Source organism: Streptomyces sp. NPDC005494, assembly GCF_042872025.1.
Taxonomy (GTDB): Bacteria; Actinomycetota; Actinomycetes; order Streptomycetales; family Streptomycetaceae; genus Streptomyces.
In genome coordinates this window covers 388265-411874 of sequence record NZ_JBIAJR010000006.1, presented here as the reverse complement: position 1 = coordinate 411874, position 23610 = coordinate 388265, and the positions used below count along the sequence as shown (strand labels likewise).

The window sequence follows — 23610 nt, the reverse complement described above, 5'->3', positions numbered from 1 at the left end:
ACAACACCCGCACACCCGCGGCCCCCGTCGGCTCGCCCCTCTCAGGCCCCGGAACCGCCCGCGAGTTCGGCCCCCAGGAACACCGCCCCCAGCCCCACCAGCAGCGAAGCCAGCACATTGGCACCCGCCAGGAAGCCCCGCCCCGCCTCGGCCAGCCGGAGCGTCTCGTACGAGAACGTGGAGTACGTCGTCAGAGCCCCGCAGAGGCCGGTACCCAGCAGGGCGTACACAGGTGTGGACACCGTGGCTCCCGTCAGCAGCCCGAGCAGCAGACTGCCCGCCGCGTTCACGGTGAAGGTCCCCCAGGGGAAGACGTACGGCAGCCCCGCCCCGTGCCGCGCCTGGACGGCGCGGTCGGTCAGATAGCGCAACGGGGCCCCCGCCGCGCCGCCGAGGACGACCAGCAGCCAGTTCACCCGGCCCTCCCGGCACGGTTCGCCACTGCCCGGGTCATCGCGGCCGCCGCCCAGACCGCGCAGAGAGCCGCCACGGCCGTCCCCGCCATGTACGCCACGGCCGTCGCCACCTCCTGACGCACCAGCAGGTGCGACACGTCGGCGGCGTACGTCGAGAAGGTGGTGAACCCGCCGAGCACCCCGACCCCGAGAAAGGGCCGCACCAGCGGACGGGTGACGACCCCACGCTCGACGGTCAGCACCATCAGCACGCCGATGAGGGCGCAGCCCACCACGTTGACGGCGAACACCGCCCACGGGAACTCCCCCTCGGCGGCCGGCCAGGCCAGCGACGCCGCGTAGCGCGCCGTGGCCCCCGCCGCCCCGCCCGCGGCGATCACCGCCAGGACCCGCCACCTGCCGCCGCCGCGCTGCCCGGCCCGCTGCCCGGATACGGACGGGCCGTCTTCCGGCCCGGCGTCCGGCCGCTCCGCCGGACGGCTCCGGTCGCTCACCCGTACCCCAGCTCGTGCAGCCGCTCGTCGTCGATGCCGAAGTGGTGGGCGATCTCGTGGACCACGGTGATCTCCGTCTCGGCGACCACGTCCTCCCGGGTCTCGCACATCCGAAGCGTCGGGCCGCGGTAGATGGTGATCCGGTCCGGGAGCACCCCGGCGTACCACTCACCGCGCTCGGTGAGCGGCGTGCCTTCGTAGAGGCCGAGGAGCTCCCGGTCCTCCGGGTCCTCCGGTTCCTCCTCCACGAACACCGCGACGTTGTCCATCAGCCGCATCAGCTCAGGCGGGACACGGTCAAGAGCCAGGCTCACCAGCTCTTCGAACTCCTCGCGCGTCATCTCCAGCACTCCGCCATTGTCACGCACGTACGCCTCGGACGGGCGGGCCGCACCCGCCCCTGCGGCCACCCGCCCGGCCCACCTCCGCCGCCCCGGCCGCATGCCTGCCGTCCGGACGGGGCATACGCGCCCAATGGCACGCCCGTTCCACGCAGCAGCCGTCCGATTCCGCCGCCTCCGCCGTTCCCGCTCACGCTCCGCCGCACCGGCCGGCGGACTCGTTCCCGCAGCGCACCCCTGGAAGCGCGCGTTCGGCCTGCTGGCCGTGGTCGTCCTGGGTGCGTGGCTCGGGCTGCTGGTCGTCGGAAGCGTGCGGACCCCCGTGGGCCCCATGGACACCACCATGACCCTGCGCCCCTCGGTGAGCGGCGGCACCAAGATCAACGTGTCACCGCTCGGCGCCCTGGAACTGGACTCCCACCACGCGCCGGTCCGCCTCGACGTGGACGTCGACCAGCTGGACCCGGAGCGCTCGCAGGCCCTGGTCAAGCACCCCGAACGCCTCTCCGGACTCCAGGACGAGGTCACCGGCGACGTCGCCTCCGGCACCCGCGAGCTGGCCGTCCGCTCCTGCGTGGCCGTCGTCTCGGGAGCCACGGCCCTCGGCCTGGTCGTCTACCGCCGGCCGCGCCGCGCCCTGGCCGCCGGGGGGCTCGCGCTGGCGCTGCTGGCGGCCTCGGGGATCAGCGCGTACGCCACCTGGAACCCGAAGTCCGTCCTGGAGCCGAAGTTCTCGGGCCTGCTCTCCAGCGCCCCCTCGGTCGTGGGCGACGCCCGTTCGATCGTCACGGAGTTCGACGTCTACCAGCAGGAACTGGCCCGCCTCGTCACCAACGTCACCAAGCTGTACGACGCCACGTCCACGCTCCCCGTCTACCAGCCGGACCCGGCGACCATCCGGGTCCTGCACGTCTCCGACATCCATCTCAACCCGGCCGCCTGGCACATCATCGGCTCGCTCGTCGAGCAGTACGAGATCGACGTGATCATCGACTCCGGCGACACCATGGACCACGGCACGGCCGCGGAGAACGGGTTCCTGGACCCCGTGAGCGATCTGGGCGCGCCCTATGTGTGGGTGCGGGGCAACCACGACTCCAAGGAGACCCAGGCCTACCTGGAGAAGACCAGGAACGCCCACGTACTCGACGAGGGCGGCGCGGTCGACGTGGCCGGGCTGCGGATCGCCGGCACCGGGGACCCCCAGTTCACGCCCGACCGCTCACGCCCGACCGGCGGCAAGGCGTCCGAGCAGTTCGCGGGCATGCGCCTCGCCTCCGCGCTGCGCGACCAGAAGCGGGCGGGCACGCCCGTGGACATCGCGGTGGCGCACGACCCGAACGCGGCCCGGGAGACCGACGGAACGGTTCCGCTCGTCCTGGCCGGCCATGTGCACCACCGGGTCAACGAACTGATGCCGCTGGGTACGCGACTGAAGGTCGAGGGCTCCACAGGCGGTGGCGGACTGCGCGCGGTGCAGAACGAGAAGCCCGAGAAGGTGCGGGCGTCCGTGCTCTACCTGGACCGCACCACCCGACATCTCCAGGCCTGGGACGAGATCACCCTCGGCGGCCTCGGCCTCACGACGGCCGAGGTCAGCCGCCATCTCCCGGAGGAGAACCTGAAGAGCACGTCCCCCTCCCCGAGCGTCTCGACGACCTCCCCGTAGGGCCTCTCGCTCGGATCAGGCGGATCAGGGAGCGGGGCCTGGTGCCGTGCATCGCAAGGCGGAGGAGGGAGTCGACGCGGAGCGTCGCCGACGACAACGCCGCGTGGGGGTACCCCCGGACGGAGTCCGGGGGAGTGCGGTGCCAGGGCACGCGAGCCCGGCCTGATCCGAACGAGGCCCAAACCGTTTTGGCGATACCTCCCCGCATCCCATATGCTTCTCACGTCCCCGACGCGCTGGAAAGCGCGCAGGTGGGCCCTTAGCCCTCATCGTCTAGTGGCCCAGGACGCCGCCCTTTCAAGGCGGTAGCACGGGTTCGAATCCCGTTGGGGGCACGCTTTACCGTGTGCGAGACTTGTCTCGCACATTAGCTTGGTCCTGTGGAGCAGTTTGGAGTGCTCGCCACCCTGTCAAGGTGGAGGCCGCGGGTTCAAATCCCGTCAGGACCGCTGCAGCCCGTATGAGCTGCGTGGCTGGGTAGCTCAGTTGGTACGAGCGATCGCCTGAAAAGCGATAGGTCGCCGGTTCGATCCCGGCCCCAGCCACCACCCGAAGGCCCCGTCCACCGGACGGGGCCTTCGCCGTTCCGGGCGACCGCTCACCCCGCTTCCTCCCGTCCGTGCCGGCGCCGCCGCACCGCCTTCAGGACCAGCACCGGCAGCGTCACGAGCACCACGGCCGCCAGCGCCGCCGCGTCCGGCACACGCTCCCCCAGCCGCTGGGCCCACTGCTCGGCCGCGAACGAGTCGTCCACGTCGAGAAGTCCGGGCAGTCCGGCCGTCCCGTCGTGGACGAGGAAGAGCGCCCCGAGGCCGATGAAGAAGAGGCCGGACAGCAGCGAGGTGCTGTGCAGTGCGAAGCGGCCCACGCGCAACGGCCGCCCGCGCAGCCAGGCCCGGTGGCCGAGGTCGAAGCGTTCCCAGAGCAGGGCGAGCACGAACAGCGGCACCGCCATGCCCAGCGCGTAGGCGGCGAGCAGCAGCCCTCCGTAGACGGGGCTGCCGCTGACGGCCGCGACCGTGAGGACGCTGCCGAGAATCGGGCCCGCGCAGAAGCCCGCCAGTCCGTAGACCGCTCCGAGGGCGTACACGGAGAGCGCGGTCGTGGGACGGATCCGGCCGCCGACGGCCGCGAGCCGGCGGGAGGCGAAGCCGAGGCCGAGGATCTGCGCGAGGCCGAGAGCGATGATCAGCCGGCCCGCGCCGAGGACGAGTGCGTCCCGGTGACCGTGGAAGAGCCGCCCGGCGTACGAGCCCGCGGCACCGAGCGGCACGAGGGTGGTGGCGAGACCCGCGTAGAAGATGCCCGTACGTGCCAGCAGCCGTGAGGCGGAGTCGACCGAGTACGCGAAGAAGGCGGGGAGCAGCAGGGCGCTGCACGGACTGACCAGGGTGAGCAGACCGCCGAGCAGTGCGGCGAAGTAGCCGATGTCCGGGGTCACTTCGCGGGGTCCCCGGCGCTTCCGACGTTCGCGGCCTCCGCGGCCGCCGCCTCGATGGCCTGGGTGAAGACGGCCGTCGGCTGGGCACCGGCGAGGGGGCGGCCGTTGACGAGGAAGGACGGGGTGGAGCCGGCACCGATGCCGTACGCCTGCTCGCGGTCCTCGCCGACCGCGTTCGCCGCCGCAGTGCTGTCGGTGTCCCGCGCGAAGCGGTCGAGGTCCTTCACGCCTGCCTGCTGCGCGAGCGCCCTCAGCCGGGCCTTGCCGAAGCCCTTCTCCTTGGCGCCCTCGGCGTAGGCGGCCCGGTGGAAGGCCCAGAAGCGGTCCTGCTGACCGGCCGCCCAGGAGGCGCGCGCGGCTGCTTCGGACCCCTCGCCGAAGATCGGGAAGTTGCGCCATTCGATGCGCAGGGTGCCGTCGTCGACGTACCTCCTGATCAGTTCGGGCTCGGTCTCCCTCGCGAACTTCCCGCAGTAGCCGCACTGGAAGTCGGCGTACTCGATGAGGACGACGGGGGCGTCGGTGCGCCCCTGGGCCAGCTTGTCGTCCGCGTCGCGCCGGGCGAGCTCCGCCAGCTCCCGGTAGAGGTCGGAGTCCGGACCGGCGGTGGCGGCGGTGACAGGGGTCCCGGAGGCCGGGCTTTCGGGGGCCGTCGCCCGGTAGGAGACGTAGCCGAGGATCCCGGCGGCGGTCACGACCGCCAGGCCGATGAGGACCGGCTTCTTCGCGGAGGACGAGGAACGGGTGGGTGCGGGCATGCGGCGCTCCGTGCGAATGCGTGGGGACGGGCGGGGAGAGGCGTGTGGTCCGCCTGCGCCCTCGGCACGGAGCGCTCGGCGGTGTCGGGTATGCCCCGGTGCATGGGACCGCCTTGCGTGGGGAACGGGTGATCAGCTGCCCGGAATAGTACGTGCTGTGACCCCGCCGACCCGTTCGGTGACCGGCCTCCGGCAGGGAGCCGGAAGAAGTGACGGGGCCGGGTGAAATACGTTCGCCACTCCTCGCGCCCGGGTGAGATCCTGGGGTCCGTATGTCTACTTCCTTCGCCGATCTCCAGTCCCAGCTCGGGCAGCTCTCGCTCCGCGACGCACACCGGCTCGGCCGTCGACTCGAGGGTGCCCGCCGCATCCGTAAGCCCGAGGCCCGCCAGTCCGTGCTGGACGAGATCTCCGCCGAGGCCGGAAAGGCGTCCGAGCGGCTCGCCGGCCGTGCCGCGCGGATGCCCGCACTGTCGTACCCGGAGCAGCTTCCGGTCAGCCAGAAGAAGGACGAGATCCTGGAGGCGATACGCGACCACCAGGTCGTGATCGTCGCGGGCGAGACCGGCTCGGGCAAGACCACCCAGATCCCCAAGATCTGCATGGAGCTGGGGCGCGGGGTCCGGGGCATGATCGGGCACACCCAGCCGCGCCGGATCGCCGCGCGCACGGTCGCCGAGCGGGTCGCGGACGAGCTGAAGACCCCGCTCGGCGAGGCCGTCGGCTGGAAGGTGCGCTTCACCGACCAGGTGAATCCGGACGCGACCTTCGTCAAACTGATGACGGACGGCATCCTGCTGGCCGAGATCCAGACGGACCGCGAGCTCCTCGCGTACGACACGATCATCATCGACGAGGCGCACGAACGGTCGCTGAACATCGACTTCCTGCTGGGCTATCTGGCCCGGCTGCTGCCCAAGCGCCCGGACCTGAAGGTCGTCATCACCTCGGCGACCATCGACCCGGAGCGCTTCGCCAGGCACTTCGGCGAGGCGCCGATCGTGGAGGTCAGCGGCAGGACGTATCCGGTCGAGGTCCGCTATCGGCCCCTGCTCGAGGATGATTCGGACGACTCCGACCGGGACCAGATCACGGCGATCTGCGACGCGGTGGACGAGCTGTCGGGTGAGGCCCCGGGCGACGTGCTGGTCTTCCTCTCGGGGGAACGGGAGATCCGCGACACGGCGGACGCCCTGAGCAAGCGCAACCTCAGGCACACCGAGGTGCTCCCCCTCTACGCGCGCCTCTCGCACGCCGAACAGCACCGCGTGTTCCAGCGCCACACGGGGCGCCGGATCGTGCTGGCGACGAACGTCGCGGAGACCTCGCTGACCGTCCCCGGCATCAAGTACGTGATCGATCCGGGCAACGCACGCATCTCCCGCTACAGCCATCGCACCAAGGTCCAGCGGCTGCCGATCGAACGCATCTCCCAGGCCAGCGCCAACCAGCGCAAGGGCCGCTGCGGCCGTACGTCGGACGGCATCTGCATCCGGCTGTACTCCGAGGACGACTTCCTCACCCGCCCGGAGTTCACCGATCCCGAGATCCTGCGGACCAACCTCGCCTCCGTCATCCTCCAGATGACCGCGGCCGGCCTCGGCGACATCGAGAAGTTCCCCTTCATCGACCCGCCGGACCACCGCAACATCCGCGACGGCGTCCAGCTGCTCCAGGAGCTCGGCGCGCTGGATCCGGCGGAGAAGGATCCGAAGAAGCGGCTGACCCCGCTCGGCCGCAAGCTCTCCCAGCTGCCCGTGGACCCGCGGCTGGCCCGCATGGTCCTCGAGGCCGACAAGAACGGCTGTGCCCGCGAGGTCATGGTCATCGCGGCGGCGCTCTCCATCCAGGACCCGCGCGAGCGCCCCTCGGAGAAGCAGACCCAGGCGGACCAGAACCACGCCCGCTTCAAGGACGAGACGTCGGACTTCCTGGCGTTCCTGAACCTCTGGAACTACATCCGCGAGCAGCAGAAGGAGCGCGGCTCCTCCAGCTTCCGCCGGATGTGCAAGCAGGAGTACCTCAACTTCCTGCGGATCCGCGAGTGGCAGGACATCTACGCGCAGCTGCGTACGGTCGCCAAGCAGATGGGCATCACCGTCGAGGAGCCCAAGGCTGACGCCGGCATCCCGGAACAGGCGGTGCACACCTCGCTGCTGGCCGGCCTCCTCTCGCACATCGGGCTGAAGGACACCGAGAAGAACGAGTACCTGGGCGCCCGCAGCGCCAAGTTCGCGATCTTCCCGGGTTCCGCGCTGTTCAAGAAGCAGCCCCGGTTCGTGATGTCGGCCGAGCTGGTCGAGACGTCCCGGCTCTGGGCGCGCGTCAACGCGAAGGTCGAGCCGGAGTGGATCGAGCCCCTCGCCCAGCATCTGCTGAAGCGCACCTACAGCGAGCCGCACTGGGAGAAGGACCAGGCGGCGGTGATGGCGTACGAGCGGGTGACGCTCTACGGAGTGCCCATCATCGCCCAGCGCAAGGTCAATTTCGGCCGTATCGACCAGGAAGCGTCCCGCGATCTGTTCATCCGGAACGCCCTGGTCGAGGGGGACTGGCGCACACATCACCAGTTCTTCCATGACAATCGCAAACTGCTGGGCGAGGTCGAGGAGCTGGAGCACCGTGCCCGGCGCCGCGACATCCTCGTGGACGACGAGACGCTCTTCGACTTCTACGACCAACGGATTCCCGAGCACATCGTCTCCGGCGCGCACTTCGACTCCTGGTGGAAGCACAAGCGGCGCGACGAGCCCGACGCGCTCGACTTCGAGCGCTCGATGCTCATCAACGAGAAGGCCGGGGCGGTCACCAAGGACGACTACCCGGACTCCTGGCGCCAGGGACGGCTCAAGTTCCGGGTGACCTACCAGTTCGAACCGGGCGCGGACGCCGACGGTGTGACCGTCCACATCCCGCTCCAGGTCCTGAACCAGGTCACGTCCGAGGGCTTCGACTGGCAGATCCCGGGCCTGCGCGAAGAGGTGGTCACCGAGCTGATCCGCTCGCTGCCCAAGCCCATCCGCCGGCACTACGTCCCCGCGCCGAACTACGCGGACAAGTTCCTCGACCGGGCCGTCCCGCTCCAGGAGCCCCTGCCGCAGACGCTGGCGCGTGAGCTCCAGCGGATGGTCGGCGTACCGGTCACGGCCGACGACTTCGATCTGACGCGGATCCCGGACCACCTGAAGATCACCTTCCGGATCACCGACGAGCGGCGCCGCAAGGTCGCGGAGGACAAGGACCTGGAGGCGCTGAAGATCCAGCTGCGCCCCAAGGCGCGCCAGGCACTCTCCAAGGCCGCCGCGGCCACCGCCGGGCCCTCGGGCGAGTCTGTGGAGCGCTCGGGCCTCACCGACTGGACGATCGGCACTCTCGACCGCGTCTTCGAGACCCGGCGGGCGGGCCAGCCGGTGAAGGCCTATCCCGCCCTCGTCGACCAGGGCGAGAGCGTGGCCGTACGGCTCTTCGACACGGAGGCCGAGCAGCAGCAGGCGATGTGGCGCGGTACCCGCAAGCTGATCCTGCTGAACATCCCGGTGAACCCGGCGAAGTTCGCCTCGGACAAGCTCTCCAACCAGCAGAAGCTGGCCCTGTCCCGCAATCCGCACGGCTCGGTCCAGGCACTGTTCGACGACTGCGCGACGGCGGCGGCCGACCGGCTGATCGCCGCGCACGGCGGCCCGGCCTGGGACGAGGCGTCGTTCCGGAAGCTGTACGACAAGGTGCGCGCCGAGCTCGTGGACCTCACGGTCCGCACGGTGGGCCAGGTGCAGCAGATCCTGGCCGCCTGGCAGGCCTGTGAGCGCCGGCTGAAGGCCACGAACAGCCTGGTCCTGATCAACAACGTCACGGACGTACGCGACCACCTCGCCCGCCTCGTGCCGCCCGGCTTCGTCACCTCGACCGGGCTGCGCAGGCTGCCCGACCTGATGCGCTACCTGGTCGCCGAGGACCGCAGGCTCCAGCAGATGCCGACCAACGTCCAGCGCGACACCACGCGCATGGAGAAGGTCCACGAGATGCAGGACGAGTACGCCTGGCTGCTCGAACAGCTGCCGCAGGGGCGGCCCGTGCCGCAGGAGGTGCTGGACATCCGCTGGATGATCGAGGAGCTCCGCGTGAGCTACTTCGCGCACGCGCTGGGCACCGCACAGCCCGTCTCGGACAAGCGGATCGTGAAGGCGATCGACGCGGCCGCACCCTGAACCGGCCCCTCGCGGGGCCGTGACGGGACCCGCACGCAGAGTGAGTTCGACCTGGCCGCCGGACCTCCTGTACAGTCTTGCTTCGCAGCAGGCCGCAAGGCCAGGCAGCGAAAGCAAGGTCCTGTGGAGCAGTTTGGAGTGCTCGCCACCCTGTCAAGGTGGAGGCCGCGGGTTCAAATCCCGTCAGGACCGCAGTAGACGAAAGCCCGGATCCCCTGGATCCGGGCTTTCACGCGTCTTGACGCCGGAGCCCGCCGCGAGTAACTCCGTAGGACGGAGTCCGCCCCTGTTCTCCCGACGCGGGGCGGCCGGGTCCACCGGGAGGCACGCATGTCTGCGTCCACGGAAAGGCACGAGACCCGCGCGCTCCTGCGCGCCCACCTGGCAGCGGCCTCCGGCTACCGCCACCTCACCCGTAACTGCCCGATCTGCTATCGCCTGCTGCGGCTCGCCATGGAGCCCCTGACGGCCCCACAGGCGCCGTACGCGCCGAGGGAGCCCCGCGCGACGGACGGCGCGCCACCGGACCCGGAGACGGCCGCCGGCGCCTCCGGGGAGGACCACGAGGCGGCCCACGGCCCGCTCCGCCCCTCGGCGGAGGCCGGAGAGGGGCCCACGGACCGGCCGAGGGACCACACGGTGGGCATCCTCAGGGACCAGCCGAAGGACGAAAGCCCTCCCGCCGCATGACCAAGTGCCGCAGCCGGCACGCCTCGCACAGTGGCAGGCTCGTAGTTGGCAAGGCCCCGCCGGTGTGACGGGAGTCACCGAATCAGTTTTGGGCAGGGGGTACTTTACGCACTTCCTACAACTGACGAATTTAATATGTGCAATTGCACTCTCTCCACAGCACATCCCGGACCGTTCCACCCGAGCCGCCCACGGCGCCAGGGACCCGGGCGAACAGGCCCGAACAGGCTCGCCCACGGTCGCACGCGAAGTCTCCGCAAACCGACCCGTCGGCAGGTTCGGGCAGCCCTCGGACCCTTCGGGCCCGGTTCGGGCGCCCCGACGCCCGGCCACCCCCGGCGCCACGCCGGCGACTTCGCGGGGCGCACAGCATCCTCACGGAGCACAAAAAAATCGCGCTGGACCCGGCGGAGTCCAGCGCGATCGACGACGAGCCCGCATGTCACAGGTATGGCGCCCGTTGGGGCAGGCGCCCGTCGTATGGAGCTATGAGTAGGAACACCGGGGGTTGGGGGACCCTTCAGCGCCCTGTTGTGGCTGCGGCGACAGGGGTGTGTCAGGCCTCGCTGCGCTGCTGCGGAATACCCGCAAGCAGTGCGCGGACCTCTGCCTCGCGGTACCGGCGATGTCCACCGAGCGTGCGGATGGACGTGAGCTTGCCAGCCTTTGCCCAACGGGTGACCGTCTTCGGGTCCACGCGGAACATCGTGGCGACCTCAGCCGGGGTCAGCAGCGGCTCGGCATCAGGGGTGCGAGCGGTCATGAGCGGCCTCCTCGGGAGAACCGAACCTTCTCGGTTCTTTCCTCTAAATTCTGCACCTTGACCCGCGTTGCCCGAAATGGCGGACGCGGGCCGAGTCGGTTATAGGACGAACGGCTTGTCCTCGGCACTACAACTACACCATCCGTCCAGCCACGTCGGCCAAACCGATGGAATTGCCCTCCCAGGTGTTCATCAGCGACGGAAGCCGATGGACCATGCCATAGCGGACAGTCACGCCCCAGTAACGATCAGTCACAGGACAACCAGGAGTCACCAGAAGTCGTCAGACCCCCCATAGCGTGCAATGCTGAGCATTCCGCCCAAAGTTGGACGGACAGAGTCCTCCCCGGACTCCTTGTCCTATTTTGGCATGAGGAGTAGGGAAGGGCGCAAGGGCCCCGTTAGTGCTGTCCGTCACGCTTGAGGCAAAGGCCCGGTTCGGGACGTAGGTCCCGCGCCTCGTGAGTCACTTCATGCCTCGCCTGTCACACGCGTCACATCCGGTGTCGGTTCACGGGCCGTCAGATCCCCTCGGGACATCTCTGTTCACCTCCGCCGCACTCCCTCGGCGCCCGCAGATGTCGGACACCTCATACGGTGTCCCTTCCCTGCCGAAAGCGCCTCTATGCGGCGGTGCATGCCATTTCACACAGCTTCAGCCTAGTTAGCCGACTGCAGGTCGCGTACGGCCCGCCAGCGGTCGGCGAGACGCCCGTACGCCGCACCCGCAGCGTCGCTGTCCCCGGAACGCAACGCCGCGATGCCCTCGGCCACATCGGCGGCCGACCGGTCCGCCGCGAGCTGCTCCCCGCTGAGCGCGTGCACCAGACCGCCGTAGTCCAGCTCGACCAGGGCGCGCGGATGGAACTCCTCCAGCCAGCGCCCCACCTCCACGAGCCCCTCGGTGAGCGGCCCTTCGTCCACGGTCTCCCGCAGGGTCCGCAGCGCCCTCGCCAGCCGGCGCCGGGCCTGCACCATCGGGGTCCGGTAGCGCAGCATCGGCCCGCCGCCGTCGGCGCCGCCCGCCGCGTACTCCCGCTCCTCGTTGTCGAAGAGGACGAACCAGCGAACCGGCACGTGCCACACCGTGGTCCGGATCCAGGGGCGGGCGTCCGGGTTCCTCTCGGCCCAGCGCTCGTGGTCGGCGGCCGCCTGACCGCGCACCACCGGAGGCAGCACGGCGTCCAGCACCGTGGCCGGAAACAGACCCCCCAGTTCACTCAGCGCCAGCCAGCTCCGCATCCGGGTCCGCCACGGACAGACGCAGACCACCCCGTCGAGCACGGCGACGAAGGCGTCGTCGCTCTCGTGGACCGGCACCGGCACCGGCGGCGTAGGAACCAGGTCGGCCAGCGAGCGCCGCAGCTCGTCCTGCGCCGTGGGGAGCTCGGAGCGCTGCGCGTAGCGCGTCCAGTGAGTCCGCTCGGGCTCCCTGAAGGCGGCCAGCGGCTCGTACACCCGCAGGTAGGACGTATAGGGAACGAGCACCGAAGACACCACCGACATGCGGCAGATCGTGTCACGCCGCCACGCCACAGGGAGGTGATCCCCGGCAGTGGGCGGATCCACGTGTCCCGAGGACTTACGCTCTTGCCCAGTCGGACCGGCCGGAGCCGGTCGGTCCGGGGCCCTCCCCACCTTCAGGAGGGTCATCCGCCGCTTCGTACTTGGGAGTCACCACAGTGACCGATGTGACCGGCGTGCCAGCCCCTGTCGACGTCCTGCGCACCTTGTTCCACTCGGATCAGGGCGGCCACGAGCAGGTCGTGATCTGCCAGGACCGCGCCAGCGGCCTCAAGGCCGTCATCGCCATCCACTCCACCGCCCTGGGCCCGGCCCTCGGCGGCACCCGCTTCTACCCGTACGCCTCCGAGGCCGAGGCCGTCGCGGACGCACTGAACCTGTCGCGCGGCATGTCGTACAAGAACGCCATGGCCGGCCTCGACCACGGCGGCGGCAAGGCCGTCATCATCGGCGATCCGGAGCGGATCAAGTCCGAGGAACTCCTCCTCGCCTACGGCCGGTTCGTCGCCTCGCTCGGCGGGCGTTACGTGACTGCCTGTGACGTCGGCACGTACGTCGCCGACATGGACGTCGTCGCCCGGGAGTGCCGCTGGACGACGGGCCGCTCCCCCGAGAACGGCGGCGCGGGTGACTCCTCCGTGCTGACCGCGTTCGGTGTCTTCCAGGGCATGCGGGCCTCCGCACAGCACCTCTGGGGCGACCCCACACTGCGCGGGCGCAAGGTCGGCGTCGCGGGCGTCGGCAAGGTGGGCCGCCACCTGGTCGAGCACCTGCTGAGCGACGGCGCCGAGGTCGTGGTGACGGACGTGCGCGAGGAGTCCGTACGCCGGATCACCGACCTGCACCCCGAGGTCGCCGTCGCCGCCGACACGGACGCGCTGATCCGCACGGAGGGCCTGGACATCTACGCCCCGTGCGCACTCGGCGGCGCGCTGAACGACGAGAGCGTCGCCGTGCTCACCGCGAAGGTGGTGTGCGGCGCGGCCAACAACCAGCTCGCGCACCCGGGTGTGGAGAAGGACCTTGCCGACCGCTCGGTCCTGTACGCGCCCGACTACGTGGTGAACGCCGGTGGCGTGATCCAGGTCGCCGATGAGCTCGCGGGTTTCGACTTCGACCGGTGCAAGGCGAAGGCGGCGAAGATCTTCGACACCACGCTGGCCATATTCGCACGTGCGAAGGCGGATGGAATTCCGCCCGCCGCGGCGGCCGACCGCATCGCCGAACAGCGGATGGCCGAAGCGCGTCGGCCCTGACGCGTGACGCGGCGTCGGGACTCCGTCACAGGACCGGGTGGGGCCCGACGGTGCGACCGGCCCGGTGACGGCCGGGAGCCGTACCTGTGGGGCCAACCCGCCGACCGGGGGAGACAAGACTCACTCCGGTCGGCGGGTCGGCCGTCCACAAGAGGTTAAAATCGGGCTTGACCAGCGAGGACGGGCTCCTCTGCGGTCCTGCACGGAGGCGCGTGATGCGGGCGGCGTACCGTATGGCCGAGGAAGCAGGTACCGTTAAAGCCACGGGCGCGGTCTCTCAGCCGAGAGTCCGTCCTGAAACATGAACGCGTGTCAAGACTCTGGGGCCGTCGAGCCCCGTCACCGAGGGGGTCGAGCCATGGGGCGCGGCCGGGCAAAGGCCAAGCAGACCAAGGTCGCCCGCCAGCTGAAGTACAGCAGCGGCGGGACTGACCTGTCGCGTCTGGCCAATGAGCTGGGCGCATCGCCTTCGAGTCAACCACCGAACGCCGAGCCGTTCGAGGACGACGACGAGGAAGATGACCCGTACGCACAGTACGCGGATCTGTACAACGACGACGAGGACGCGGACGAGGACGGCCAGTCCGGTCCGTCGTCACAGCGCCGCGGCGCTTGACCTCGCGCTGACACATCAACCCGGTCCGGGCCTGCCCGGACCGGGTTCTGTGCTGTCCAAGCGCGGAACGCCGACGGACGGGCCCGCCGGACCTCCGTACGGTCGTCCGCCCGCCGCCGGGACCGGTGGTGCACCGGGCCCGGCGTGACGGGGTCCTACCGTGCGTAGCTGCCGGTCAGCGCGGCGCCTGTGGCGTGGTCGCCACGGTCCGTGATCTCGCCGGCGACCCAGGAGTCGACTCCCCGGTCGGCCAGCGTGGTGAGCGCCGCGTCCACCGAGTCGGCCGGAACGACCGCGATCATGCCGACACCCATGTTGAGCGTCTTCTCGAGCTCCAGCTGCTCGACCTGTCCGGCCTTGCCGACCAGGTCGAAGACGGCGCCCGGCGTCCAGGTGGCACGGTCGACAGTGGCGTGCAGCCCGTCCGGGATCACCCGGGCCAGGTTGTTGGCCAGACCACCGCCGGTGACGTGGCTGAAGCCGTGCACCTCGGTTGTGCGGGTCAGCGCGAGGCAGTCCAGGGAGTAGATCCTGGTGGGCTCCAGGAGCTCCTCGCCGAGCGTCCTGCCGAACTCCTCGACCTGCCGGTCCAGGGTCCAGCCGGCGCGGTCGAAGACCACGTGGCGGACGAGCGAGTACCCGTTGGAGTGAAGACCGGACGACGCCATCGCGATCACGGCGTCACCCTTACGGATACGGTCCGGGCCCAAGAGGCGGTCGGCCTCGACCACACCCGTACCGGCGCCCGCGACGTCGAAGTCGTCCGGACCCAGCAGGCCCGGGTGTTCGGCCGTCTCGCCGCCGACCAGAGCGCAGCCCGCCAGGACACAGCCTTCGGCGATGCCCTTCACGATGGCCGCGACACGCTCGGGATGCACCTTGCCGACACAGATGTAGTCGGTCATGAAGAGCGGCTCGGCGCCGCAGACGACCAGGTCGTCGACGACCATGCCGACCAGGTCGTGCCCGATCGTGTCGTACACGCCCATCTGCCGGGCCAGGTCGACCTTGGTGCCGACGCCGTCCGTGGCGGAGGCGAGCAGCGGACGCTCGTAACGCTTGAGCGCCGAGGCGTCGAAGAGGCCGGCGAACCCGCCGAGACCACCGAGGCCGGCGACCTCGGGGCGCTGCGTCTTCTTCACCCACTCCTTCATCAGCTCGACGGCGCGGTCACCGGCTTCGATGTCGACGCCCGCCGCAGCGTAGGAAGCACCTGTTGTCTCAGACATGGCCCGGGATCTTTCGTGTGGGAATACGGGGCTGGTGGGGAAGCCGGCCGGTCCGGGTCACGGACGACGCAGCGCGTCGGCCGCCGCGGTGGCGGCGGGGCCGGCCGCCAGCTCGGTCTCCAGCAGCTGCTTGCCGAGCAGCTCCGGGTCCGGCAGCTCCATCGGGTATTCGCCGTCGAAGCAGGCACGGCACAGGTTCGGCTTGGCGATCGTCGTCGCCTCGACCATCGCGTCGAGCGAGATGTACGCGAGCGAGTCGGCACCCATGGACGTGGAGATCTCGTCGACGGACATGCCGTTGGCGATCAGCTCGGCGCGCGTCGCGAAGTCGATCCCGAAGAAGCAGGGCCACTTCACCGGCGGGGAGGAGATCCGGATGTGGATCTCGGCGGCGCCCGCCTCGCGGAGCATCCTCACCAGGGCACGCTGGGTGTTGCCGCGGACGATCGAGTCGTCCACCACGACCAGGCGCTTGCCCTTGATGACTTCCTTGAGCGGATTCAGCTTGAGGCGGATGCCCAGCTGACGGATGGTCTGCGAGGGCTGGATGAAGGTCCGGCCGACGTAGGCGTTCTTGACCAGTCCGGCCCCGAACGGAATTCCGCTCGCCTCGGCGTAGCCGATGGCCGCGGGGGTTCCCGATTCCGGCGTCGCTATGACCAGATCGGCCTCGACGGGGGCCTCGGCCGCCAGCTTCCGGCCCATCTCCACCCGGGAGAGGTAGACGTTGCGCCCGGCGATGTCGGTGTCGGGGCGGGCCAGGTAGACGTACTCGAAGACGCAGCCCTTGGGCTTCGCTTCTGCGAAGCGAGAGGTGCGCAGGCCGTTCTCGTCGATGGCGACGAGCTCCCCGGGCTCGATCTCCCGGACGTAGCTGGCACCGCAGATGTCGAGGGCGGCGGACTCGGAGGCCACCACCCAGCCACGCTCCAGCCGGCCGAGGACCAGCGGGCGGATGCCCTGCGGGTCACGGGCGGCGTAGAGGGTGTGCTCATCCATGAAGACGAGCGAGAAGGCGCCCTTGACCTCGGGGAGCACCTTTGCGGCGGCCTCCTCGATGGTGAGCGGCTTGTCGTTCTCGTCCCGCTGACCGGCGAGCAGAGCGGTCACGAGATCGGTGTCGTTGGTCGCCGCGACCTGGGTGGCGCGACCGTCCTTGCGAGGGAGGTCGGCGACCATCTCGGCGAGCTGGGCCGTGTTGACCAGGTTGCCGTTGTGACCCAGGGCGATCGAGCCGTGCGCGGTGGCACGGAACGTCGGCTGCGCGTTCTCCCACACCGAGGCACCGGTGGTGGAGTAGCGGGCATGACCGACCGCGATATGGCCCTGGAGCGATCCCAGAGACGTTTCGTCGAAGACCTGCGAGACCAGTCCCATGTCCTTGAAGACCAGGATCTGGGACCCGTTGCTCACTGCGATGCCCGCGGACTCCTGTCCACGGTGCTGCAGGGCATACAGTCCGAAATAGGTGAGCTTGGCGACCTCTTCGCCCGGAGCCCAGACACCGTAGACGCCGCAAGCGTCCTGGGGGCCTTTCTCTCCGGGGAGCAGGTCGTGGTTGAGTCGTCCATCACCACGAGGCACGGCACCGAGTGTAGGCGAGATCGACCACCGGTCCGAATTGGGTGACCGCCCCGCAGGGGTGCACCGACCGGTGGGACCCGGCCCGAGGGGCGGTCTCCGTGCCGGTTCCAGGTGGCGTCGATCGATCACTCCACGTGATCATGGCCCGCTTCCCTGCGAGGCCCCGGGACCCTCGCAGGGCTGCTGATGCCGGGATGGACGGCGGTTACCGGCGGGTCCGGGCAGGTGGCGGAATCGCGCCCACGCGGGCCTCTCTCGTGGCGCTCGGTGAGCCGGGGTGCGGCCCGGCCCGGGCGCTGGCCGAACGCTCGTTTCGTGGCGAGCCTCACATCGAAGGCGCTCTGGGCGGAGCTCTGAGGGCCGCTTCGAGACTCCGGAAAGCCGGGAGCCGGGGCCCGGAAGCCGGCCCGGAAGCCGTGCCGGAGGACGGGCCGAAGGTTCGGAGGGCGCCGCGGCGAACGGTTCCGGATGCCGCGGAGCGCCCAGACCGGGTACGGATTCGGGTACCGGCGAGGAAGGTGGCGTTCCGGCGCCGGACGGCTCTTGTCCGCAGTTCGAGACCGGCGTTGACAGGCCATGGGCCTCTTGGCAGGCTCCTCCCCCATGCAGCCCCTCGGTGATCATTCGGTCACGCTCGTGGAGCGCCGCCACGTCGATCTGGGACGTGTGTCGAGCGCCATCTGTCGCCACGCCTGAGCCTGCCGCACCCCTGAAGCCCCGGCCCTGTCCGTGGGCCCCCAGCCGGACAGCCGTTCCACCGAGCAGCCGTGAGGCTCGCCCGGAACTACTGCCGGGCTTCCGCGGGGCGCCGTCTTCCCGGGACTTCGTCTCCCGAGAGCTTCCGTCTTCCGGATCAGGGCCTCTGCTCCGCTCGTCCTCATCTCACCCTGACGTCCGGCCGCTGCTTTCCGCGTAGCCGTCCGTCGCGGTTCGCGTCTCGTTCCCCGCCTCGTTCCCCTTCTCGTACGCCGGCCCGGCCGGCGCCCGAGGCCTGCCCAGGAGACCTCATGACCTCTGCAAATTCGAGCACCAGTGCGGACGAGCCTTCCGGCGCCGCACTGAGCCGCCGTGCCTTCACCACCGCCGTCGGCGCGACCGCCGCAACCGCGGCCGTAGGGATACAGGCCGCCGCGGCCCCGGCAGCCGCGGCGGAGTCCGGGAGCGCGGCCCGGGAGAAGCCGTTCCGCGCCGCACGCGGCAAGCACGCGCGGCGGCCCAACATCCTGTTCATCCTGGGCGACGACCTCGGCTGGGCGGACCTCTCCTCGTACGGGGCCCCGCACATCCGCACACCGAACCTCGACGCCCTCGCGCGCCAGGGAGTGCGGTTCACCGACGCCTACTCAGGATCCGCGACCTGCTCCCCCACCCGCTTCAGCCTCTACACCGGCCGATACCCGGGTCGCACGAAGGGCGGGCTCGCCGAGCCCATCGCCGACAGATCGGTGGGACTGGAGCCGACCCACCCGACCCTGGCCTCCCTGCTGCGCGGCGCCGGCTACTCGACCGCGCTGATCGGCAAGTGGCACTGCGGCTACCTGCCGGACTACAGCCCGGTCAGGTCGGGCTGGGACGAGTTCTTCGGGAACTTCGGCGGAGCGCTGGAGTACTACTCGAAGCTCGGCCTCGGCGGTGAGTACGACCTGTACGAGGGCGACGCCGAGTACAAGGACCTCCGCTACTACACCCGGGTCCTGACGGAACGGGCGAGCGAGTACGTCCAGCGTGACCACGAGAAGCCCTGGCTGCTCAATCTGAACTTCACCACCCCGCACTGGCCGTGGATCGCCGACGGGGACACGGAGGCCTCCGCCGAGATCGTCCGCCGGATCAAGGCCGGTGACCGCTCCGCGCTCTGGAACGCCGACGGCGGCTCGGTCGAGAAGTACACCGAGATGGTCGAGGACCTGGACCGCTCGGTCGGTCAGGTGCTGAAGGCGCTGAAGCGCTCGGGCCAGGAGGAGGACACCCTGGTCTTCTTCGCCAGCGACAACGGCGGTGAGCGCTTCTCCTACAACTGGCCGCTGTCCGGCAACAAGAGCTCGCTCCAGGAGGGCGGCATCCGGGTCCCGTCGGTGCTGCGCTGGCCGGCGCGCATCGACGGCCACCAGGTCAGCGACCTTCCCGTGTTCTCGCCCGACTGGACGGCGACCCTGCTGGAACTCGGCGGCGCGCGCCCTGACCCGGCCTATCCGCTGGACGGCGTCAGCCTCGCCGGATACCTGCTGCGGGACGAGAAGCCGAAGGAGCGCGACCTGTTCTGGCGCGTCCGGGGCGAGCGGGCGCTGCGCCGCGGCGACTGGAAGTACTACAGGGGCAGGAGCGGCACCGACCAGCTCTTCCAGCTGGCCGACGACCAGCGTGAGCAGGCGGACCGGGCAGCCGCCGAGCCGGAGCGGCTGGCCGAGCTCAAGGCCGCGTGGGAGAGGACGAACGCCGGTCTGCTCCCGTATCCGACGGGTTCCTGAGGCGCCGCCGTCACGCTCCCGGCGGTCAGTTCCCGGCCGCCGGGGCGGACGCGTGGAGGCCCTCGCCGCTCTGCGCGGTGAGCGCGAGGGAGCGGTGGCCGATCGTGTACGTCGTCCTCCCCTCCAGTACGCCCATCAGCGCGCGCTCCAGCTTCATCCGCGGGCCCGGGCACATCTTCCGGGTGGAGGAGAGCGGGCCGAAGGTGATGGTGGACCCGGCGACCGCCGCCTTCGCGTGGAAGGGGTTGCAGCCGAGGCTGCCCTCGACCGAGCCGTCCTTGCCGAAGGTCAGGTGCGCCTTGTCCTCCGTACCGGCGGGCAGGGAGGCGGCGAGGCCGGCCGAGGTCAGTCCGGTCACCTTCCAGGCCGTGCCGGTGAGCGGGGCCGGGGGCTCGGAGGTGAGGGCGATGGAGTCGCCCTGGGCCGTGGTCAGCGTCAGCGTCTTCTCGTCACCGCTGCCCGCCACGGCTGCCTTCAGCTTCCCGGTGAAGGCAGCCCCCAGCGCCTTCTCGAACTGCTGCACATCCTTCTCGCAGCCCATCTCGGTGGTCGTGCCCGGCCCGACGGTGACGTGGTCGCCCTCGACCCTCACGTCGGCGGTGAAGCGGTTGCAGCCCAGGTTGCCCGTGGCCTTCCCCGCGGAGTCGATCGAGACGTGGGCCGCGGCGGGAGCAGGAGTCGTCTTCCCTCCGACGGTCAGGGAGGACACGTTCCAGTGGACACCGGTCACCGGCTCCTCGTTCCGTACGGTGCCGCTTCCGTCCCCGGCGCCACCGGAGCCCGGATCCGTACCGCAGGCGGCAAGGGTGAGGAGGGCCAGGACGCTGACGGCCATACGTGGTTTGCGCATGGCCCTGGGACGGATCGAGTGGTCGATCCGGTTCCCCTCAGCCCATCAGCGGGAGCAGGTGGGCGAGTTCGGCCCGCTCACCGCTCGCCCTGACCTGCGCCGATTCGAGAGCCTGTGTCCACCCCGTACGACCGGTGGCGAGCCGGATCCAGGTGAGCGGGTCGGTCTCCACGACGTTGGGCGGTGTGCCACGGGTGTGCTTGGGGCCGCCGATGCACTGGACGACGGCGAAGGGCGGGACGCGCACTTCGACCGAGCCGCCGGGTGCCCTGTCCGCCAGCGCGTCGGCGAGCAGCCGGGTGCAGGCGGCGAGTGCCTGCCGGTCGTACGGGATGTCGAGGCCGGTCGCCCGGTGGAGGTCGTCGGTGTGGACGACGAGCTCGACGGTGCGGGTCACCAGGACGTCGCCCAGCCGCATAGTCCCCGCGCGGGTCGCCACCAGCCGCTCGGCGCCGTCGGCGGGCACCAGCTCCGCGAACCGGGCGGCCGTCTCCTCGTAGAGGGCGTCAAGGTCGGGCCGGTCGGCGGTGAGCGCCTGGGTGGAACCGGCGGTCCCGGCCGCGTTCCGGGCGGTGGAGGACGGCCACTGGAGCAGTGTGATCTCCGGCTTGGGCCCACCGGTCGGAGCCGGGAGCTCCATCGACCTGCTCACCTGCTCCAGGGCCGTCGTCAGGTGTGCCGCGAGCTCCCGCACGGTCCACTCCCCCAGCCCCGGCAGCGCGAGCTGTTCGGGCGTCAGGGCGCGGACGGCGTCCTGTACGTGGCCGAACTGGGCCAGGACAGCGGTCCGGGTCCTGGAGAAGTCGTACGAACGGGGGCGCTTCTTGGCCGGTGGCATGGAGGCGAGACTAATCGGTGCCTCCGACAGTCCGGCCGCCCTCGGCCAGTGCGGCCACACCACCGGCCGCTCAGCCGTCCAGCCGTCCAGCCGTCCTCGGGCAGTCGGGCCGCCCAGCCGCCCAGCCGTCCTCGGGCAGTCGGGCAGTCGGGCCGCACCTGGGCCGCACCTCCGGGGCCCGTTCCTCGTGGCAGCCGGACCACGCATACGCGGGCCGGGGTGGCCTCGTGCCGGCGGTCAGCTCCTGGCGAAGTCCTTCGCGTCGGGAAGGACGACATCGGTGCAGCCCCGGCGCTCGGTCACATCGTCGACGTACGCCAGGAACAGCGATTCCAGCCGGTCGGCGGCTATGCGGTCGTACGGATAGGCCACCCACAGCACATGCACGGCCGGCCGGCCGCCGCAGACGGAGGACGCCCACCAGGTCTGGTCGGAGTCGGTGCCCGCCGAGCCCGGGGTGAGCTCGGTCGGCTGCTTGAAGTGACCGGTCCGCAGCCCTCGCGTCCCGTCGCCGACGTACGTCTCGGTCTTCACCCACCAGGGGAGGTACTTCAGCACGTCCTCCAGCGACTGCGGGTAGTCCGAGGTCTTCACGAAACCGGGATAGATCCTGCGGGTCTCCTTCTCCCCCACCGCCAGCACACAGGCGTCATGATCGCTCGCCATCCCCGCCGGAGCGGCCAACGCGCGGTCCGGAAGGCTGCCGCGCTCCCCCTGGGCCAGGAAGCGCCGGTACCAGTCGCAGGTGCCGCCGGTGCTCGCCGCCGAACCGAACTTCATCTCAGGCTCGGCGAGCTCCGCCGGAAGCCCGGGAAGATCCGCCCGGCAGCCGGTGCGGTCCGCGGCCCGGTCCACGCCCTGGCGTGCCAGGCCGGCCAGCGTGCGCCGGTCCTCGGCCGTGACGGGTTCGTCGTACTGGGCGACGGCGGAGACCTCTATCGAGGAGATCTTCCCGCCCTTCTCGCAGACCGCCCGCGCCGTCACCTTGTACTCGTCGTACTCGCCCAGCGCGCCGTCTCCGAGCGGGTGCGGGAGGGCGTGGCTCACCACCGGGCCGGGCGAGCTCTTCTCGTCGCGGTAAGGACGGCGGAACGGCTCGTCGCTCTGCTCGTCGATCTCGGTCCGGTCCTGTGCGGTCTCGTCGGCGTCCGGCTCGGCCGAACGGCGGAGCACGGCCATGGAGAAGTGCCCGTAGGTCGTGCCCGGGTCGCCGACCCGGTAGACGAGACAACCGCTGGAGCGCTCGCCGAGGTCGGTCTCGTGTTCGTCGGAGAGCTTGACCCGGTCGATCCCGCCGCCGTTCAGCCCCAGGACCGGGTCGGGGTCGATGAGGCCCCCGCACGCCTCGGTGATGCGCTCACGGCTCTCGGCCCGGTCCCGGAGGCCTATGACCTCCTGCACGAAGACCCAGAGGCTCAGGCCGATGCCCGCCACGGCGAGCACGCACAGCAGCTTGTTCGTGGCACCACGCCAGCGCCCGCACCAAGGCGACAGCTCCGGTGGCTCCGCCTGTTGCGGACCGCGCAGATCGTCCATCGTCGTCCCCCCGTACACACCGCACGCAACGGGTTCCAAGCTAACAGCCGGTACTGACAGCCTCGTCGACGGTGAACGTCTCTCCTCCGGCGGGTACGCCGATGCCCCGCCAGGTGAAGGGGATTCCCCGTGCGGTGTCGAGGTCCGGGTGGTCCATCAGCTGGAAGTGCACGTGCGGTTCGGTGGAGTTGCCCGAGTTCCCGCACCGCGCGATCTGCTGGCCCGCCCGCACGGAGTCCCCCGCCCGCACGAGGAGCGAACCGCGCCGGACGTGGGCGTACGCGGCGTACGTCCCGTCACCGAGGTCCAGCACGACACGGTTGCCGCAGATCCGGCTCGCACCGGCCAGATCCCGGACAGCCGCCTCGATCAGCATGAGATAGGCGAGCGCGGGACCCGAGTTCCGGCTGAGGTGATCGCGCTGCCCGTCGCTCGCGTGCACCACCGTGGCGTCCGCCACCGCGAGGAGCGGGGCACCGAAGGCAGGGAAGTCGCGGTTGGGCCGCACGACGGGCCACAGCCAACGGAACGGCGGGCGGCTCTCCCCCTCCGGTTCGGCGACGATGTCGATCGCGTACGACTGCCCGTACGCGTGCGTGCCATGGCTGGGCACCTTGTCGGCGGGGCTGTTGAGAGCGGTCCAGCGGCCCGCCACCGGCGGACCGACCTCCACGGCGGGCCGGGGGTGCGCCCCGGCCCGGCCGCCGGAACGGCTCACGACGAAACCGATGACCAGGGCCGCCCCCGCCGGAAGGAACACCAGGGCGAACGGGTCCAGCGGCCCGGTGAAGGACGTGACGACCACCAGTGCGACGAAGGCGATCCAGCAACAGCGGTACAGGACCATCGCGGCTTTGCGTGCGGACATGACGTCCCCCTCATTCGTGTCGGACAGCTCGCTCGTGTCGGTCGGGTCATGCGTACCGGGTCAT

At 70.5% G+C, this 23610-nt stretch carries 20 protein-coding genes and 4 tRNA genes; 11 read left to right on the top strand and 13 right to left on the bottom strand.

Going from position 1 to position 23610, the window contains the following annotated elements:
• Positions 1-41: 41 nt before the first annotated feature.
• From ACFYQ6_RS20530 to ACFYQ6_RS20520, 3 genes are read right to left on the bottom strand one after another with little or no spacing between them, the layout of a single operon-like run.
• Positions 42-416 carry a CrcB family protein gene (locus ACFYQ6_RS20530; RefSeq protein ID WP_361579294.1) on the bottom strand — a complete coding sequence of 125 codons (375 nt, stop codon included), beginning with the start codon at positions 414-416 and terminating at the stop codon, positions 42-44.
• On the bottom strand, positions 413-910 hold the full coding sequence (gene crcB / locus ACFYQ6_RS20525) for a fluoride efflux transporter CrcB (RefSeq protein ID WP_388764139.1): 498 nt from the start codon (positions 908-910) through the stop codon (positions 413-415). The genes ACFYQ6_RS20530 and crcB overlap by 4 nt, the downstream gene beginning before the upstream one ends.
• Positions 907-1260, bottom strand: a complete 354-nt coding sequence (locus ACFYQ6_RS20520; RefSeq protein WP_015578045.1) for a metallopeptidase family protein — start codon at positions 1258-1260, stop codon at positions 907-909. The genes crcB and ACFYQ6_RS20520 overlap by 4 nt, the downstream gene beginning before the upstream one ends.
• Positions 1261-1384: 124 nt before the next feature.
• Here ACFYQ6_RS20520 and ACFYQ6_RS20515 point away from each other — a divergent pair, with 124 nt between their 5' ends.
• From ACFYQ6_RS20515 to ACFYQ6_RS20500, 4 genes are all read left to right on the top strand, one after another.
• Positions 1385-2920: a metallophosphoesterase gene (locus ACFYQ6_RS20515; protein ID WP_388764137.1), complete on the top strand. Its 1536-nt coding sequence runs from the start codon at positions 1385-1387 to the stop codon at positions 2918-2920.
• Positions 2921-3182: 262 nt separating this feature from the next.
• A tRNA-Glu gene (locus ACFYQ6_RS20510) sits at positions 3183-3255 on the top strand.
• Positions 3256-3294: 39 nt separating this feature from the next.
• Positions 3295-3369: transfer RNA gene (locus ACFYQ6_RS20505), tRNA-Asp, on the top strand.
• 22 nt (positions 3370-3391) lie between these two features.
• Positions 3392-3468, top strand: a tRNA-Phe gene (locus ACFYQ6_RS20500).
• A 50-nt stretch (positions 3469-3518) separates the two neighbouring features.
• Here ACFYQ6_RS20500 and ACFYQ6_RS20495 read toward each other — a convergent pair.
• Positions 3519-4361, bottom strand: a complete 843-nt coding sequence (locus ACFYQ6_RS20495) for a cytochrome c biogenesis CcdA family protein (protein ID WP_361579300.1) — start codon at positions 4359-4361, stop codon at positions 3519-3521.
• Positions 4358-5119, bottom strand: coding sequence for a DsbA family protein (locus tag ACFYQ6_RS20490; protein WP_388764134.1), 762 nt, complete (start codon positions 5117-5119; stop codon positions 4358-4360). Before ACFYQ6_RS20490 ends, ACFYQ6_RS20495 begins: the two co-directional genes overlap by 4 nt.
• Positions 5120-5391: 272 nt before the next feature.
• Between ACFYQ6_RS20490 and hrpA the strand changes: the two genes are divergently transcribed.
• The 3 genes from hrpA to ACFYQ6_RS20475 all read left to right on the top strand — a co-directional run bounded on the left by hrpA (position 5392) and on the right by ACFYQ6_RS20475 (position 10014).
• Positions 5392-9324, top strand: a complete 3933-nt coding sequence (gene hrpA / locus ACFYQ6_RS20485; protein WP_361579304.1) for an ATP-dependent RNA helicase HrpA — start codon at positions 5392-5394, stop codon at positions 9322-9324.
• A 117-nt stretch (positions 9325-9441) separates the two neighbouring features.
• Positions 9442-9516, top strand: a tRNA-Asp gene (locus tag ACFYQ6_RS20480).
• A gap of 138 nt (positions 9517-9654) precedes the next feature.
• On the top strand, positions 9655-10014 hold the full coding sequence (locus tag ACFYQ6_RS20475) for a DUF6274 family protein (protein ID WP_388764132.1): 360 nt from the start codon (positions 9655-9657) through the stop codon (positions 10012-10014).
• A 556-nt stretch (positions 10015-10570) separates the two neighbouring features.
• On the opposite strand, the gene bldC is transcribed toward ACFYQ6_RS20475, so the two are convergent.
• Both bldC and ACFYQ6_RS20465 read right to left on the bottom strand, forming a co-directional pair.
• On the bottom strand, positions 10571-10777 hold the full coding sequence (gene bldC / locus ACFYQ6_RS20470; protein ID WP_003949541.1) for a developmental transcriptional regulator BldC: 207 nt from the start codon (positions 10775-10777) through the stop codon (positions 10571-10573).
• 660 nt (positions 10778-11437) lie between these two features.
• On the bottom strand, positions 11438-12283 hold the full coding sequence (locus tag ACFYQ6_RS20465; RefSeq protein WP_388764130.1) for a hypothetical protein: 846 nt from the start codon (positions 12281-12283) through the stop codon (positions 11438-11440).
• A 176-nt stretch (positions 12284-12459) separates the two neighbouring features.
• Between ACFYQ6_RS20465 and ACFYQ6_RS20460 the strand changes: the two genes are divergently transcribed.
• Both ACFYQ6_RS20460 and ACFYQ6_RS20455 read left to right on the top strand, forming a co-directional pair.
• Positions 12460-13557, top strand: coding sequence for a Glu/Leu/Phe/Val dehydrogenase dimerization domain-containing protein (locus tag ACFYQ6_RS20460; protein WP_361579310.1), 1098 nt, complete (start codon positions 12460-12462; stop codon positions 13555-13557).
• Between the two features lie 358 nt (positions 13558-13915).
• The gene (locus ACFYQ6_RS20455) at positions 13916-14173 is read left to right on the top strand and encodes a DUF3073 domain-containing protein (protein WP_031097368.1); all 258 of its coding nucleotides are present in this window, start codon (positions 13916-13918) and stop codon (positions 14171-14173) included.
• Between the two features lie 155 nt (positions 14174-14328).
• On the opposite strand, the gene purM is transcribed toward ACFYQ6_RS20455, so the two are convergent.
• Positions 14329-15402 (bottom strand): phosphoribosylformylglycinamidine cyclo-ligase, encoded by a 1074-nt coding sequence (gene purM / locus ACFYQ6_RS20450; protein ID WP_361579312.1) that lies wholly within the window; start codon positions 15400-15402, stop codon positions 14329-14331.
• 57 nt (positions 15403-15459) lie between these two features.
• The gene (gene purF, locus ACFYQ6_RS20445; protein WP_356741704.1) at positions 15460-16986 is read right to left on the bottom strand and encodes an amidophosphoribosyltransferase; all 1527 of its coding nucleotides are present in this window, start codon (positions 16984-16986) and stop codon (positions 15460-15462) included.
• A 576-nt stretch (positions 16987-17562) separates the two neighbouring features.
• On the opposite strand from purF, the gene ACFYQ6_RS20440 reads away from it, so the two are divergent.
• Both ACFYQ6_RS20440 and ACFYQ6_RS20435 read left to right on the top strand, forming a co-directional pair.
• Entirely contained in the window at positions 17563-17682 is a 120-nt protein-coding gene (locus ACFYQ6_RS20440) for a putative leader peptide (RefSeq protein WP_388764127.1), read from the top strand.
• A gap of 311 nt (positions 17683-17993) precedes the next feature.
• Positions 17994-19454 (top strand): sulfatase-like hydrolase/transferase, encoded by a 1461-nt coding sequence (locus ACFYQ6_RS20435; protein WP_361579315.1) that lies wholly within the window; start codon positions 17994-17996, stop codon positions 19452-19454.
• A 25-nt stretch (positions 19455-19479) separates the two neighbouring features.
• Here ACFYQ6_RS20435 and ACFYQ6_RS20430 read toward each other — a convergent pair whose 3' ends face one another.
• From ACFYQ6_RS20430 to ACFYQ6_RS20415, 4 genes are all read right to left on the bottom strand, one after another.
• Complete coding sequence (locus ACFYQ6_RS20430) at positions 19480-20304, bottom strand: META domain-containing protein (protein ID WP_388764125.1); 825 nt, start codon at positions 20302-20304, stop codon at positions 19480-19482.
• Positions 20305-20341: 37 nt separating this feature from the next.
• A complete protein-coding gene (locus tag ACFYQ6_RS20425) occupies positions 20342-21142 on the bottom strand; it encodes a sterol carrier family protein (protein WP_361579319.1) in 801 nt (266 codons plus the stop codon).
• Positions 21143-21379: 237 nt separating this feature from the next.
• On the bottom strand, positions 21380-22678 hold the full coding sequence (locus ACFYQ6_RS20420) for a hypothetical protein (protein WP_388764123.1): 1299 nt from the start codon (positions 22676-22678) through the stop codon (positions 21380-21382).
• Between the two features lie 40 nt (positions 22679-22718).
• On the bottom strand, positions 22719-23546 hold the full coding sequence (locus ACFYQ6_RS20415; RefSeq protein ID WP_361579323.1) for a M23 family metallopeptidase: 828 nt from the start codon (positions 23544-23546) through the stop codon (positions 22719-22721).
• Between the last annotated feature and the right edge of the window lie 64 nt (positions 23547-23610).